This window comes from Neorhizobium alkalisoli (assembly GCF_007829835.1).
Taxonomy (GTDB): Bacteria; Pseudomonadota; Alphaproteobacteria; order Rhizobiales; family Rhizobiaceae; genus Neorhizobium.
Genome location: NZ_VIWP01000002.1, coordinates 937,335 through 951,541, shown reverse-complemented (window position 1 = coordinate 951,541; position 14,207 = coordinate 937,335). Strand labels below are relative to the sequence as shown.

Genomic DNA, 14,207 nt, shown 5'->3' with positions numbered 1-14,207 from the left:
TCCTTAAATCCGAAGCGTGGCCCGCTCCAGGCTCGGCAAGCTTACTTGGTGGGAGCCGTCGACGGGTTGGTGGCTCCGGCGCCGGTCGTTGCCGGTGTGGTCGAAGACGTTGTCGTGGCGTCCGTTGCTGCCTGCTTGTCGGCAAGCGTCTTGAACTCAGGCGCCGACTTCAGGGCATCCGCCGTTTCGGTCGTGGTCAGGCGAAGCTCGCCGTTGTTCTTGGCGTCCTGGGTCGTGGTGATCTTGGCGATCGGCAGAGCCACATCCTTCTCGCCGATACCGAGGAAGCCGCCGACACCGACCACGGCAGCGACAATGCCGCCATTCTGTTCGAACAGGAGGTCGTTCACATCGCCGATGCTTTCATTATTGGCGTTGTAGATCGACTTGCCGATATAGTCGTTGGCGCTCAGCTGGGTTTCCGACTGCTGGGTGATGTAGGAGCCCGCATCGGCACTGGAGGCCATCGGCTTTGCCGGGGTCATTGCACCGCCGGTTGCGTCAGAAGACGGAGCCGTGCTGTTGGTGGCCGGTGCGCTCGGGCTGGCCGGCGCTGCGGTCTGTGCGAATGCTGCCGTGGACGCCATGAGAACGGCTGCTGCTGCGAGGGAGCTAAGGGTCTTTTTCATAACGATCCTACCTTCGGTTTTGAGTGGGCCTGCTGTCGCAGGCGTCAAGCCTTGAACGACGGCTGTTGCCGTCAGCCCGGTCATGTCATCGCCGATTAGGACGTCGATCACGACTGGGGTTCGGGAGGAGAATGTTATGCGGGGATGGTTGGTTCCGATCAAAATTGCCGATTTTTTAGGCGAAATTTGAGGAACTTTTAAGCAGTTGCGCGGTTTGGGTCTGCATGTGCGCGTGGGCGGAAAGCACCTTTCCGCCCAGCGTCTTAACACCGAAAATAGATGTCAGAGACGGAAACGGGGCGTTGCCGTCATCTTGACCGGGGCTGCGATCTCGAAAAGCGCACCGGCCAGCTTGTCCTCGGCGCGTTGTTCGTCGCTCATACCTTCCCAGGCGGTGGTCACGGCCAGCCTGCCATCACCAAGGACGACAGGGCAGGAGGTCTGGGTGGCGGGGAACAGGTAGCGGCCGATCAGGCTGCCATCGGTCGCATAATGATCGACGGCGCCTTCGCCCCAGCGCGCATTCCACACAGTGCCGTCGCCGCTGCAGATGGCGCCGTCCATGCCACCCGGCTTGCCGCTGCCGTCAACGAACAGGCTCGGCTTACCGGTCGGCAGGCCCGTTGCCGGATCGAGCGCCACGCGCATCAGGTGATTGACCTTGGTGTCGACGTAATAACCGAATGCGCCATCCGGCGAGAAGCAGATGGCGTTCGGAATGCTGATCGCGTCGAACAGCTTCGTCACGGTCTTGCCGGCGACATGATAGATCGAGCCTGCAACGGTCTCGGCGCGCCGCCCCATCGTCCCGATCCACAGCGCTCCGGATGGATGCAGCCGGCCGTCGTTCGAACGGTTGCCGAGCTTGTCGGCCTCGATGTCGCAATGATGGGTGAGGTCGCCGGTGGCGCGGTCACGAATGAAAATGCCCTGGTCCGATGCCAGCAACTGCCGCGCAGAATCAATCTCGGCAATCACGCTCGCCATGACAGGCAGGTCATGAACCGTTTCGGTGCCGCTGTTGAGATCGAGCTCATGCAACTGCTTTTCGATGATGCTGAACCACCAGAGCGTGTTCGTCTCGCCGTCGAAACTGGGGCCTTCGCCCAGCTCGCACGGTGCGGACGAGAGGATTTTTCCTTTGAAATCATGGATAGGCGTCATGAGAATGCTCCGGCCGTCAGCGTGCGGCGAGGTGGAATTGCGGTCAAAGGGATGCACAACCCCCTGTTTCTTTGCAAGCGCCATGCTGCAAATTTTCTCTGACAACCCTGCAAAACCATGCGAGAAGGTTTGCAAATGCGATCAGATGTCATCATCATTGGCAATTGATAATTCGCAAGGATTCGGGGCGTTCTGGCCTGTATTCGCGGGAAGTTCGAAATGCAGCATGGCGGTCAGGCATGTTTCTTGCCCGGATGATCGCCGTGAGCGCGAGCCACAAGTGACTGATGAACGACTAATCGCGTAGCGCCTCGCGCATCTCGCATGACCCGGCCGGAGCAAAGAAACACGAAATGTCCAAGACCGAAAAAGCCGCCGAAATCCAGAGTTTCGAGGATAGCGTTGGCGAAATCGTCCACCTGAAGACGCAGTTCGATGTCATTCGCTTCATGAAGAAGATCGCGGAAACCTATGGATGCCGCAACTTCATGGTTCTCAATCTCCCCCCGATCACCTCGCGCGAACTGTCTGAAAATACCATCATCACCAATTGGCCCGCGGAGCTGATGTCGCTCTTCGACCGCCATGGCCTGATGCAGACGAGCGTGGCTCTCCGCCACCTGCGCAATTCCACCCTGCCTTACAGCTTCGATCTCGACAGCCCTCAGGCGGAGCGGGCCGATCCGTCGGTGCGCGAAACCTTCGTGCGGTTCGGGCTTCATCGCGGCAGCTTCTTCCCCGTTCACGAGCCGTCGGGCATTCGCGGCGCAGTGGCCTTTGGCGGGTCGGGCAAGCCTCTCGATCATCAGCAGATGATGGAGCTGATGTATCTCTCCGTCCACGTCTTCCAGCGGCTGGCGGAAATCCGCACCCTGGACGTCAAGACCACCGATGTGCTGACGGAGCGCGAAACCGACTGCCTGAACTGGACTGCCGCCGGCAAGACCAGTGCGGAGATCGCCGATATCCTCGGTCTCTCCGAACATACGGTCAACCACTACCTCAACCGTGCCGCCCGCAAGCTGGATACGGTCAACCGTACCCAGGCCGTCGCCAAGGCATTGCGGATAGGTCTCATCAAGTAAACCGAGATATGCTCGGCAAATGCGCACTGATGAAGCTTTGTGCATTTAAAATCAGCGACATGGCGAAAATCTACCGCCAGAACAGGCTGAAACCGCGTTAAACATGTGATTTCAAGGTCGAAATTACGCTCTTCCCGTCTGGCATGTTTCATGCTTGTGTAGGCGCAGGTCCAGAGGGGACTGGAAGCGTCCGAAGAGACGTACCGAGAAAAAGCCGCCGATCGACATGTGCGCCTTTTGGGCTGCCGGTTGGTCGGCGGCTTTCTTCGTTCAGGGATACTTTGCCTGATCTTGCTCGCCTGACCGGCGAACACCTATATAGAGCCCTCAGGAATCGCATGTGGCCGGTCGCCGTATCGCCGCTACCAGGCAGACGCGACGGCAAGGTGAGGGAGTTTCAGATGTCGGACGTCACGAAGGAACAGGTGCTTGAAGTTCTCGGAACCATCCGTGGCCCTGACCTCGAAGGCGACATCGTCTCCCTCGGCATGGTCTCGGACGTCTTCATTTCCGATGCCAAGGTTTATTTCTCGATCACCGTTCCCTCCAGCCGCGCGAGCGAGCTTGAACCCCTTCGGATGGCGGCCGAAAAGGTCGTCACCGCAATGCCCGGCGTCAAGGGTGCGCTCGTTACGCTGACCGCAGACCACAAGGCCGGCGGTGCAGCACCTCAGAAGCCGCAGCCCCAAAAGCCGCAGCCCACTGCCCATGCCGGCCATTCGCATCCACCCGCCGGCGGCCAGCAGCGAGGGCCGCAATCGGTCAAGACGGGCGTGCCGGGGGTCGGCGCGATCATCGCTGTCGCCTCGGGCAAGGGTGGTGTCGGCAAGTCCACGACCGCCGTCAATCTCGCGCTTGGCTTCCAGGCGAACGGCTTGAAGGTCGGCCTTCTCGATGCCGATATCTACGGCCCCTCCGTGCCGCGCCTCCTCAAAATTTCCGGCAGGCCGCAGCAGGTGGAGAACCGTTATATCAAGCCGATGGAAAATTATGGCCTGAAGGCCATGTCCATGGGTTTCCTTGTCGATGAGGAAACGGCGATGATCTGGCGCGGCCCGATGATCCAGTCGGCGCTTTTGCAGATGCTGCGCGAAGTCGCCTGGGGCGATCTCGATGTTCTCGTCGTCGACATGCCGCCGGGCACCGGCGACGTGCAGCTGACCATGGCGCAGCAGGTACCCTTGGCCGGCGCCGTCATCGTCTCGACACCGCAGGATCTGGCCCTGGCCGATGCCCGCAAGGGCATTGCCATGTTCAAGAAGGTCGAAGTGCCGCTGCTCGGCATTATCGAGAACATGAGCTATTTCATCGCGCCCGATACCGGCAAGCGCTACGACATTTTCGGCCATGGCGGCGCGAAGGCAGAAGCCGAGCGGATCGGCGTTCCCTTCCTCGGTGAAGTGCCGCTGACGATCGATATCCGCGAGCGCTCGGACGCCGGCACGCCGGTCGTCGTCTCGGACCCGGAAAGCACGGTGGCCGGAATCTACCGCGATATCGCCGCCCGGGCATGGTCCGAAATTCGCGGCAAACCCGTCCGTCAGGCTCCGGCGATCGTTTTCGAATAGGCTTGCTTTTCGAAAGCCCTCCCGGGACAGACATACGGCATACGACTTTGGTCTCAGATTCAAACAGATACCGAGGTCGTAAGCGGCGCCTTCGGTTGAAAGAAACGCCTTTCCTGCCGCCCCGCTTGAATATCTCGGATACCCGGTCCATGGTGCGGCGCGATTGGGAAATGCATGCAGCTCTTGATTTTGACCATGGCTGTCTTTAATAGCGCGTCCCGCCGGATGGTAACCGATCATCCCGCGTTCCGTGAGGCGGCAACACCGTTCTCGTTCAAGGCCGACGATTTTCGGCCGGAGACCAAGATTGATCAATGCCTATAGCCTCAATGGCTCGATGAAGTCGCTGGTGCCCACCGACGGGCTGAAGCATGTCCCCGCAGATATCGTCTGGCTGGACCTCGTCGATCCGACGGCGCAGGAGGATGCTTATGTCGAGACATTGCTCGGTATCAGCATCCCGACACGCGACGACCTGAAGGATATCGAGCCTTCCAGCCGGCTTTATGTCGAGAAGGACTCCGTCTTCATGACCGCGTCGCTGGTCTGGCGCGCCGATGGCGACGATCCGCAGCTGACCGATGTCGCCTTCATCCTGACCGGCGGCCTGCTGGTGACGGTGCGTTATGCCGAGCCGAAGAGTTTCAAGCTCTTCATCGCAGCGCTTGGACGCGGCGAGCCGACGGGCGATGGCCTCACCATGCTCGGCCGGTTGCTGGAGACCATTGCCGACCGCACGGCGGAAATTCTCGAACACACAGTCGATCGTATCGACACGCTCTCGACCGACATTTTCCGGGATCGCGGCAAGCGCCGGCCGCCGCAATTCCTCGAAGGCAAGCTTGCCGAAATTTCGGAAACGCATCGCCTGGTCAGCAAGGTGCGTGACAGCCTGGGCTCGCTTTCGCGTCTGCTGACCTTTCTCATCAACGTGCCGATCGTGCACAAGAAGGAGACGGAAGGAAGTCTCTGTCGCACCGTCGCGCATGATGTCGAGACGCTGTCCGAACATGCCTCGTTCATCGCCGGCAATATCGCTTTCCTTCTCGATGCGTCCTTGGGCTTGATCAATGTCGAGCAGAACGCCATCATCAAGATCTTCTCGATCGCATCCGTTGTCTTTCTGCCGCCGACACTCGTCGCTTCGATCTACGGCATGAATTTCCAGTTCATGCCCGAACTCAACTGGCATCTCGGCTACCCGCTCGCAATCCTCTGCATGATGCTCTCCGCCATCATTCCGTTTTTCTTTTTTCGCTGGAAAGGCTGGCTCTGAAAGGCCAGATGCTGAATGGGTCATCCCGCTGAACATCATGCTGCCGAAAAGACCAAGGTGAACAGTCTTTTCACCCTGGCGCTCGGCTCTGTCGGCGTCGTTTACGGCGACATCGGCACCAGCCCGCTCTATGCCTTCCGCGAAGCCCTGAAGCCGGTGGCAAATGATGGACTGCTGCGCTCGGAGGTGATCGGCCTCATTTCGCTGATGATCTGGACGCTGACGATCATCGTCACGTTCAAATACGTCCTCTTCCTGCTGCGCGCGGACAATGACGGGGAAGGCGGCACGCTGTCGCTGCTGGCCCTTCTCACCAAATCCGTCGGTGGCCAGCGCGCCATGCTGATGCTGCTTGGCCTGGTCGGCGCCGCGCTTTTCCTCGGCGACGCGATGATCACGCCGGCGCTCTCGGTCATGTCGGCGGTCGAGGGCCTCAAGCTCGTCGCTCCCTCGATGGAGCGCGCTGTCCTGCCGATCTCGGTCGGTATCCTGATTGCACTTTTTGCCATCCAGTCGAAGGGCACCGGCCTTGTCGCCCGGTTCTTCGGCCCGATCACCGCTATCTGGTTCATCGTTCTCGGCCTTGGCGGCATCGCCCATATCTTCGACGACCTCAGCATTCTGGCCGCCTTCAATCCCTGGTACGCCATCCAGTTCATGCTGCATGAAGGTTATGTCGGCATCGTCGTGCTCGGCGCCGTGTTCCTGACCGTCACCGGTGCCGAAGCGCTTTATGCGGATCTTGGCCATTTCGGCCGCCGGCCGATCCAGTGGGCCTGGTTCACGCTCGTCTTTCCGGCGCTGACCCTCAATTATCTCGGCCAGGGCGCGCTGGTTCTGCAGCATCCGGAAGCGATCAGCGATCCCTTTTATCTGATGTTCCCGAAATGGGCGCTGTTGCCGGTCGTCATCCTGGCGACGGCTGCGACCATCATCGCCAGCCAGGCAGTCATCACCGGTGCCTTCTCGCTGGTCCGCCAGGCGATCCACCTCGGTTATCTGCCGCGTATGCAGATCCTCTTCACCTCGGAGACGAATACCGGGCAGATCTTCCTGCCGGGCGTCAACACGATCCTGCTGATCGGTGTCATCGCGCTGGTCCTCGGTTTCGAAAGCTCGGATGCGCTGGCGACTGCCTACGGCATTTCCGTCACCGGCGCGATGGTCGTCACCACGCTGATGGCTTTCGAATTCGTCCGTTTCCGCTGGCGCTGGCCGCAGAGCCTGGCGATTGCCGTGCTGGCACCGCTGCTTGCGCTGGAAGTCGTATTCCTCGGCGCCAACCTTCTCAAGATCCATGACGGCGGCTGGGTGCCGGTCATGATGGCGATCATCTTCACCATCATCATGTGGACGTGGAAACGCGGTGCCGCGATCCTGTTCGAAAAGACCCGCCGCATCGATGTGCCGCTGATGACCTTCATCCCGATGGTCGAAAAGAAGAGCGACCATGCCCCGGTCTCGGTCCCGGGTATCGCGATCTTCCTGACCGGCGACCCGGAAACCGCGCCGGCTGCCCTGCTGCACAACATCAAGCACAATCACGTCCTGCACGAAAAGAACGTCGTCCTGACCATCATCACGGTCAACAAGCCGCGTGTCTCGCTCGAGGATCGCTTCAAGATCCAGAAGGTTTCCGATCGTTTTACGCTAATCGAGCTGCGCTTCGGCTTCATGCAGTCGCACAATGTCTCGCAGGCGCTGGCTTACTTGAGAAAGACCGGTTTTAAGTTCGACATCATGTCGACCTCCTTCTATCTCGGCCGCCGTAAGCTCGTGCCGGATGCGGCGTCGGGCATGCCCATGTGGCAGGACCGGCTCTTCATCGCCATGGCCAATGCGGCGACGGACCCGTCCGACTATTTCCATCTTCCGGCAAACCGCGTCGTCGAACTCGGCTCGCACGTCATCATCTGACGCTGTTCATCGGCATATCGCCGAATTTCGCAGGGCAGGGCGCTCCTCGAGAGGCGTCCTGTTGCTGGCAAAACACATCACTCGGTAATCACGATCATTTGCATGTTCTAAAGCACCCTGCGCCACAAGGGTTCCCAGCTCCTGTTAACCGCTCATCAAGGTTAATGATTCATCTTTCAAGGATCGATTGTTCTTGAAGTGAAGTCATTGGAGTCACCGGTTTTGCGTTCGAAGCGTGTTCAGCGTAGCAGGTCCCAGTCTCGGTCCACACCTCGGCCTCTGTCCCGTTTTCGTCGGGATGCCTGGCTTTCCCCGGTCGTCTTCGGCATCGCCGGCTGGCTTCTTTTTCCCTCGCTGCCGGCGCAGGGGGATTTGAGCGATCTGATTTCCGGTATCGATGGCGGCCGTGACATGTGGCGGGTCGTCATGACCAATTCGCCCGCGGGCTCGATCCATTCCGCCTCGCTTGCCTTCCCCGGTGCCGCAACCGTCCTCGGCGGCGATGCCGGCCTTGTCCTACCCGATGGCCGGAAGGTTGCCTTGTCGGATGAGACGAAACCTTCCGATGGTTCGCCGGACGAGGACCGGGTGAACCGCCAGGACAAGAAGGGCCGCGTCGTCGCCGTAGAGCGCATGCTGCCGCCTAAGGCCTTTTCGGCCGGTTCGGTTCTGCAGCGTTCCAGCGAGCTGACCAAACCTGTGGATGAGAAGGACGATCTCACCGCTTTCGTCAAACAGGATCAGGAGGATCAGCCGGCCGAAGTTGCCGCCTTCTATTTCCGCAAGGATGAGGCCGAGCCGGATGCCGGACTGCCGCCGATGATCGCCAGCATCGTCACCAGCAACAAGGCCGACATATTGGCGACGGCCTATGCCCAGCCCGCACCGGATTTCTCCCGGCAGTCGCCCTTCGATGCCATCCTGAAGGAAAAGCGCGAGCAGGGCCGTTTCATTCCGCCGATCGGGCCGGAAGATCATGCCTGGGCCGCCAATCCGCTGCGGCCCGATGCCTTTTCGCCGGCGCAGCAGCAATGTCTGGCGTCGGGCATCTATTTCGAGGCAAGGGGCGAATCGGTGAGGGGGCAGGCGGCCGTTGCGCAGGTTATCCTCAACCGTGTCCGCAACCCGGCCTATCCGGATACGATCTGCGGCGTCGTTTATCAGAACGAGGACTGGCGCAACCGCTGCCAGTTTTCCTTTGCCTGCGATAACATCAAGGACCGCATCGGTTCGCAGGAACATTGGCAGACGGCCCGCGAAGTGGCGATGGCCGTCACCGCCGGCAAGATATGGCTGCCCGAGGTGGGGTCTGCGACGCATTATCACGCCGTCTACGTCCGCCCCGCCTGGGCAAAGACGATGAAGAAGGTCGGACGCATCGGCCTGCACGTGTTTTACAGAACCTATGGTGGTGGTTGGAGCTGATACCACTGCCAGGCCGCGGCAAATTCCCGCAGAGGTTTTGGCCAAATCTGACAGGCAATCCCTTAAAGTATTGGGATTTCAGCCTTAATTTCCCCTGAATCAAGCTCTTGGGACGCCTTGACTATGCAGGCGGCCAAAACTATGTTGCGCGCGACTTGAAAGCGGGCCGGAAGGCGCGAAATCCCCTGCCGGACGCCCTGTTTGGGTGACTGGCTGGAACTGGCAGCCGGTTACGACTGGTAGAGGGGCCGGCTCTGGGAGGAGCGAATGACGGACGACCGAGGAGATGGTCTGGAAGAGCGCCGGAAGCGACTGTCTGCAGAACTTGCAGACAAGCACGCTGAAGACGCGGCAGAGGCGAAGCGGGACGCGCAATCTGAAGAAAGCCGCAAGGGCATGGCCCTCGGCTTGAAGATTTCCTCCGAGTTTATTGCTGCTGTCGGGGTCGGGGCTTTCCTGGGCTATGTGCTGGGGCTTGCTTGGCCGGCTTCGAAGCCATGGGGGTTGATCATCTTTCTCCTCCTCGGTTTCTGTGCAGGTGTGCTGAATGTCATGCGTGCCGTGGGAATGGTGGCTCCGCCGCCAGCCCTGTCGGTCGAGGCAAAGAAGCCGGGTAAAGAAGACTAACGAAGCGGACGGCCTTTGGGTCCTCGCCATAATGAACCAGCCGCAGGGACGCGGCGCAGGGATTAAGAGGTAGACGGTGTCAAACGATCCGATCCATCAGTTTCAGATCAGCAAGATCGTACCGATCGAAATCGGTGGCCTCGATTTTTCTTTTACCAATGCCTCGCTGTTCATGGTGGCAAGCGTAGCCTGTGCTGCCGGCTTCCTCTATTTCGCAACGTCTGCACGCAGCGTCATCCCGACGCGTTCGCAGTCCGTCGCGGAAATGTCCTATGAATTCATCGCCAACATGCTGCGCGAAGGCGCCGGCAGCCATGGCATGAAGTTCTTCCCGCTGGTTTTCTCTCTCTTCATGTTCGTGCTGACCGCAAACCTGCTCGGCATGTTCCCTTACTTCTACACGATCACCAGCCAGATCATCGTTACCTTCGCGCTGGCGCTTCTCGTCATCGGAACGGTCATCGTCTACGGTTTCTACAAGCACGGTCTGGGCTTCCTGAAGCTCTTCGTGCCGAGCGGCATTCCGGGCCTGCTGATCCCGCTGGTCGTCGCCATCGAAGTCATTTCGTTTCTGTCCCGTCCGGTTTCGCTTTCGGTTCGTCTTTTCGCGAACATGCTGGCCGGCCACATCACCCTGAAAGTGTTCGCGGGCTTCGTTGCCTCGCTTGGAGCACTGGGCGCCCTGGGCGTCGGCGGAGCAATCCTGCCCTTGATCATGACGGTCGCTCTGACCGGTCTCGAATTCCTCGTCGCCTTTCTTCAGGCCTATGTCTTTGCGGTGCTGACTTGCATGTACCTCAACGATGCAGTGCATCCTGGCGGGCACTAAGGATAACCAAATTGGCGTTCTGAAGCGTCAGTACAGCCGCAACAACCATTTCGAAGGAGTCTCTCATGGAAGCGGAAGCAGCAAAGTTCATCGGTGCAGGTCTGGCTTGCTTTGGCATGGCCGGCACGGCCCTTGGCCTCGGCAACATCTTCGGCAACTACCTGTCGGGCGCTCTGCGTAACCCGTCTGCTGCCGACAGCCAGTTCGGCCGCCTGGTATTCGGCTTCGCCGTTACGGAAGCTCTGGGCATCTTCTCGCTGCTCATCGCTCTCCTCCTGCTCTACGCAGTCTGATATCTGACCGGATATCTGGATCGCGGCTGGCCGGCAAAGGGCAGCCGTGATCTTTCGCATTTGGAATACACCTGCCCACGTTGGGTACTCGGAGGTGATGATGTTCGTGACCTCGGCATATGCGCAGACCGCGCCGGCCGCTACTGATACGCATGCCGCGCCGGCAGGCGAAACGCATACCGAAACCGGCGCTGCCCACGGCGGCGAGCATGCCGGTGCATTCCCGCCATTCGACCCGACCTATTATCCGTCGACGTTGCTCTGGCTGGTCATCACCTTCGGCCTCTTCTACATCGTCATGAAGAACGTTCTCGTTCCGCGCGTCGGTGGCATTCTGGAAACCCGCCGCGAGCGGATTTCTCAGGATCTCGACGAGGCATCTCGTATGAAGGCCGAAGCTGATGCTGCGGTCGAAACCTACGAGAAGGAACTGGCTGCCGCCCGTTCCAAGGGTCATCAGATCGCCGCAAGCGCCCGCGAGGCTGCCAAGGCCAAGGCTGCAAGCGATCGCGCTGCGATCGAGGCCGAACTGGCTGCAAAGCTTGCCGCTGCCGAAGCGCGTATCGCCGAAACCAAGACCAAGGCTTTCGCCGAGGTTGGTCAGATTGCCGAAGACACGGCATCCGCCATCGTCGATCAGCTGATCGGCGGCAAGGCGACCGGTGACGACATCAAGGCAGCGGTTGCTGCCGCCAAGACGGAGGCCTGATCCGATGGCATTTGATGCAACATTTTTCGCGCTTGTCGGCCTGATCCTCTTCATCGCCCTGATCGCCTATCTCAAGGTGCCGGGCATGATGGCGAAATCGCTGGACAAGCGTGCCGACAACATCCGTGAGGAGCTCGCAGAGGCCAAGCGCCTGCGCGAGGAAGCCCAGGCTCTGCTGGCCGAATACCAGAAGAAGCGCAAGGAAGCCGAAGCGGACGCTGCAAACATCGTGGCTGCCGCCGAGCGTGAAGCTGCAGCGCTGACCGAGGATGCCCGCAAGGCAACCGAGGAATTCGTCGCCCGCCGCAACGCGATTTCCGAGCAGAAGATCGCCCAGGCCGAATCGGACGCGATTGCCGCCGTCCGCACTGCCGCCGTCGACCTCGCTGTCACCGCTGCCGGCAACGTCATCGCCAAGAAGACCGACGCGGCCACCCGCAAGACGCTCTTCAAGGACGCGCTTTCCAACGTGACGCGCCTGAACTGATCGGGATCCACGGATCACCCTATGACAAAGGCCGGGGCACTGCTCCGGCCTTTTTTCTTTGGAAGATATTCGTTGGGATTGGCTTAGGCCGATTGCAGCCAAGGGAGAGAGGGCCGGAAGAACCGGATCTATTCTTCAGGCACGATATCTTTCTTGAGCGGCCGGAAACTCATCCGGTGCAGCACGCAAGGGCCATGGGCCGTGATGCCGTCACGATGCTGTTTGGTGCCGTATCCGGAATGCTTGGCAAAACCATAGGCCGGAAACACGTCGCTCGCCCTTGCCATCATCCGGTCGCGAGTGACTTTTGCGACGATCGATGCCGCGGCGATCGAGACCGAGCGCGCATCTCCCTTGATCACGGCCTTGCCGGCGCAGGCGAGGCCCTTCGGCACGTCGCGGCCATCGGCCAGGACGAGAGCGGGTGGGATCACGAGGCCGGCGACGGCCCGGCGCATGGCATCAAGACTGGCGCGGAGAATATTGTCATCATCGATACGCCTCGGGCCGGAGGACGCGATCGAGACTTCTGCGGTTGCGATGATCGCATCGAACAGAAACTCGCGCTGCTTCAGTGTCAACTTCTTGGAATCGTTAAGGCCGTCGGGAATATTATCGGGATCGAGAATGACCGCAGCGGCGACAACCGGACCTGCCAGGGGGCCGCGTCCAGCCTCGTCCGTGCCGGCGACTGGCCAGAGGCCCTGGGCTTTCGCCAGAAGCTCGAGGCTAAAATCCGGTCTGAGCGGTATCTCGTCGAAAAGTTTGGGAGAATCGGGCGGCGTGCGTGGCAACATGGCGGCAACCTCGCACGCCGGCCCGATCTCCTGCAACCCCGGACCAGCGATTGCGGCGTCGCTATCCACCCTGGCCGAAAGCTTCGGAAGCCAGGATGAGGCCGGGTTACTTCGACACGCATGAGGCGGGGATCGTGTCGAAGAATTTTTTGACTGACGCCAAGTGCTCTTTGACCTTCAGAGCAGCGACAGCTGGATACCTGCTCCGTTCGGGCGCAGGAAAATATCGTCCCGCAGCGGAAAGCCACGGCGTGTCATGCCGAGTCGCTTGGTCGCCATCTCGAAACGCCGGCCGATCTGCCAGGCATAGGGACCGGCGCCCTTCATGCGCTTGCCGAATTCAGCATCGTAATCCTTGCCGCCGCGCATGGAGCGCACCAGCGACATCACATGCCGGTATCGGTTCGGATAGTGCTGCAGCAGCCAGTCCTTGAAGAGGGGGCTGACTTCCAGCGGCAGACGCAGCAGAACATAGCTCGCCTCCGTCGCGCCCGCCGCATGACCGGCTTCCAGAATGCGCTCGATCTCGTGGTCGTTCAGCGCCGGAATGATCGGCGAGGCCATGACGGCGGTCGGAATGCCGGCATCGGTCAACGCCTTGATCGCTTCCAGCCGCTTCGTCGGCGTCGCCGCGCGGGGCTCCATCGTGCGGGCCAGCTTTCGGTCCAGCGTCGTCACCGAAATCCCGACCTTTGCCAGCCCCTTGGAGGCCATGTCGGCGAGAATGTCGATATCGCGCATGATGAGTGCCGACTTGGTGACGATCGCCACTGGATGATTGGCCTTGTGCAGAACCTCAAGGATCTGCCGCATGATGCGCCATTCCCGCTCCAGCGGCTGATAGGGATCGGTATTGGTGCCGATCGCGATCGCCCGCACCTTGTAGTCCGGCCGGCTCAGCTCGCGCTCCAGCAGTTTCGGCACGTCCGGCTTGGCAAACAGTTTCGATTCAAAATCGAGACCCGGAGACAGGCCCATGAAACTGTGTGTCGGGCGGGCAAAGCAGTAGATGCAACCATGCTCGCAGCCCCGATATGGATTGATCGAACGGTCGAAGCCGATATCGGGACTGTCATTGCGGGTAATGGCCGTGCGCGGCTTTTCCACCTGCACTTCGGTCTTGAAGGGTTCCAGCTCTTCCAGCGTCTGCCAGCCGTCATCGAAGGCCTCGCGGCGTTCCGCTTCGAACCGGCCGCTCGGGTTGAGCCCGGCTGCACGGCCGCGACGGCGGTCGATATCGATCCGCAGACCTGACGACTTTACCAGTGCATCGGCAATATCTGCCGTATGCGCAGGCGCAAAAGCGGCCTGCTGCAAATGAGACAGCTCGGTCATGGAACACTCCTGACGGGGAATTTCCCGTTCGTGATGACTATATTCCTAGATCAGGAATGAGAACAT

At 60.3% G+C, this 14,207-nt stretch carries 14 protein-coding genes; 10 read left to right on the top strand and 4 right to left on the bottom strand.

What is annotated here, in order from left to right:
* Positions 1–41: 41 nt before the first annotated feature.
* Positions 42–629, bottom strand: a complete 588-nt coding sequence (locus tag FHW37_RS10450; protein ID WP_145635725.1) for a PRC-barrel domain-containing protein — start codon at positions 627–629, stop codon at positions 42–44.
* Positions 630–911: 282 nt separating this feature from the next.
* Complete coding sequence (locus tag FHW37_RS10445) at positions 912–1,793, bottom strand: SMP-30/gluconolactonase/LRE family protein (RefSeq protein WP_145635722.1); 882 nt, start codon at positions 1,791–1,793, stop codon at positions 912–914.
* Between the two features lie 353 nt (positions 1,794–2,146).
* On the opposite strand from FHW37_RS10445, the gene FHW37_RS10440 reads away from it, so the two are divergent.
* The 10 genes from FHW37_RS10440 (at position 2,147) to FHW37_RS10395 (ending at position 12,009) form a co-directional block, all read left to right on the top strand.
* Positions 2,147–2,878, top strand: coding sequence for a helix-turn-helix transcriptional regulator (locus FHW37_RS10440; protein WP_145635720.1), 732 nt, complete (start codon positions 2,147–2,149; stop codon positions 2,876–2,878).
* A gap of 401 nt (positions 2,879–3,279) precedes the next feature.
* Positions 3,280–4,446, top strand: coding sequence for an iron-sulfur cluster carrier protein ApbC (gene apbC / locus FHW37_RS10435; protein WP_145635718.1), 1,167 nt, complete (start codon positions 3,280–3,282; stop codon positions 4,444–4,446).
* A 307-nt stretch (positions 4,447–4,753) separates the two neighbouring features.
* Positions 4,754–5,722: a magnesium transporter CorA family protein gene (locus tag FHW37_RS10430; protein ID WP_432442837.1), complete on the top strand. Its 969-nt coding sequence runs from the start codon at positions 4,754–4,756 to the stop codon at positions 5,720–5,722.
* A gap of 15 nt (positions 5,723–5,737) precedes the next feature.
* Positions 5,738–7,639: a potassium transporter Kup gene (locus tag FHW37_RS10425; RefSeq protein ID WP_145635716.1), complete on the top strand. Its 1,902-nt coding sequence runs from the start codon at positions 5,738–5,740 to the stop codon at positions 7,637–7,639.
* 372 nt (positions 7,640–8,011) lie between these two features.
* On the top strand, positions 8,012–9,064 hold the full coding sequence (locus FHW37_RS10420) for a cell wall hydrolase (protein ID WP_432442836.1): 1,053 nt from the start codon (positions 8,012–8,014) through the stop codon (positions 9,062–9,064).
* Positions 9,065–9,331: 267 nt separating this feature from the next.
* On the top strand, positions 9,332–9,691 hold the full coding sequence (locus tag FHW37_RS10415) for an AtpZ/AtpI family protein (RefSeq protein WP_145635714.1): 360 nt from the start codon (positions 9,332–9,334) through the stop codon (positions 9,689–9,691).
* Between the two features lie 76 nt (positions 9,692–9,767).
* A complete protein-coding gene (locus FHW37_RS10410; protein ID WP_145635712.1) occupies positions 9,768–10,520 on the top strand; it encodes a F0F1 ATP synthase subunit A in 753 nt (250 codons plus the stop codon).
* 65 nt (positions 10,521–10,585) lie between these two features.
* Positions 10,586–10,813, top strand: a complete 228-nt coding sequence (locus FHW37_RS10405; protein ID WP_037158317.1) for a F0F1 ATP synthase subunit C — start codon at positions 10,586–10,588, stop codon at positions 10,811–10,813.
* 100 nt (positions 10,814–10,913) lie between these two features.
* Complete coding sequence (locus FHW37_RS10400; RefSeq protein WP_145636076.1) at positions 10,914–11,522, top strand: F0F1 ATP synthase subunit B; 609 nt, start codon at positions 10,914–10,916, stop codon at positions 11,520–11,522.
* 4 nt (positions 11,523–11,526) lie between these two features.
* The gene (locus FHW37_RS10395; RefSeq protein WP_145635710.1) at positions 11,527–12,009 is read left to right on the top strand and encodes a F0F1 ATP synthase subunit B; all 483 of its coding nucleotides are present in this window, start codon (positions 11,527–11,529) and stop codon (positions 12,007–12,009) included.
* 128 nt (positions 12,010–12,137) lie between these two features.
* Here FHW37_RS10395 and FHW37_RS10390 read toward each other — a convergent pair whose 3' ends face one another.
* On the bottom strand, positions 12,138–12,806 hold the full coding sequence (locus FHW37_RS10390) for a ribonuclease HII (RefSeq protein ID WP_145635708.1): 669 nt from the start codon (positions 12,804–12,806) through the stop codon (positions 12,138–12,140).
* Between the two features lie 177 nt (positions 12,807–12,983).
* On the bottom strand, positions 12,984–14,141 hold the full coding sequence (locus tag FHW37_RS10385) for a PA0069 family radical SAM protein (protein ID WP_145635705.1): 1,158 nt from the start codon (positions 14,139–14,141) through the stop codon (positions 12,984–12,986).
* Positions 14,142–14,207 lie beyond the last annotated feature (66 nt).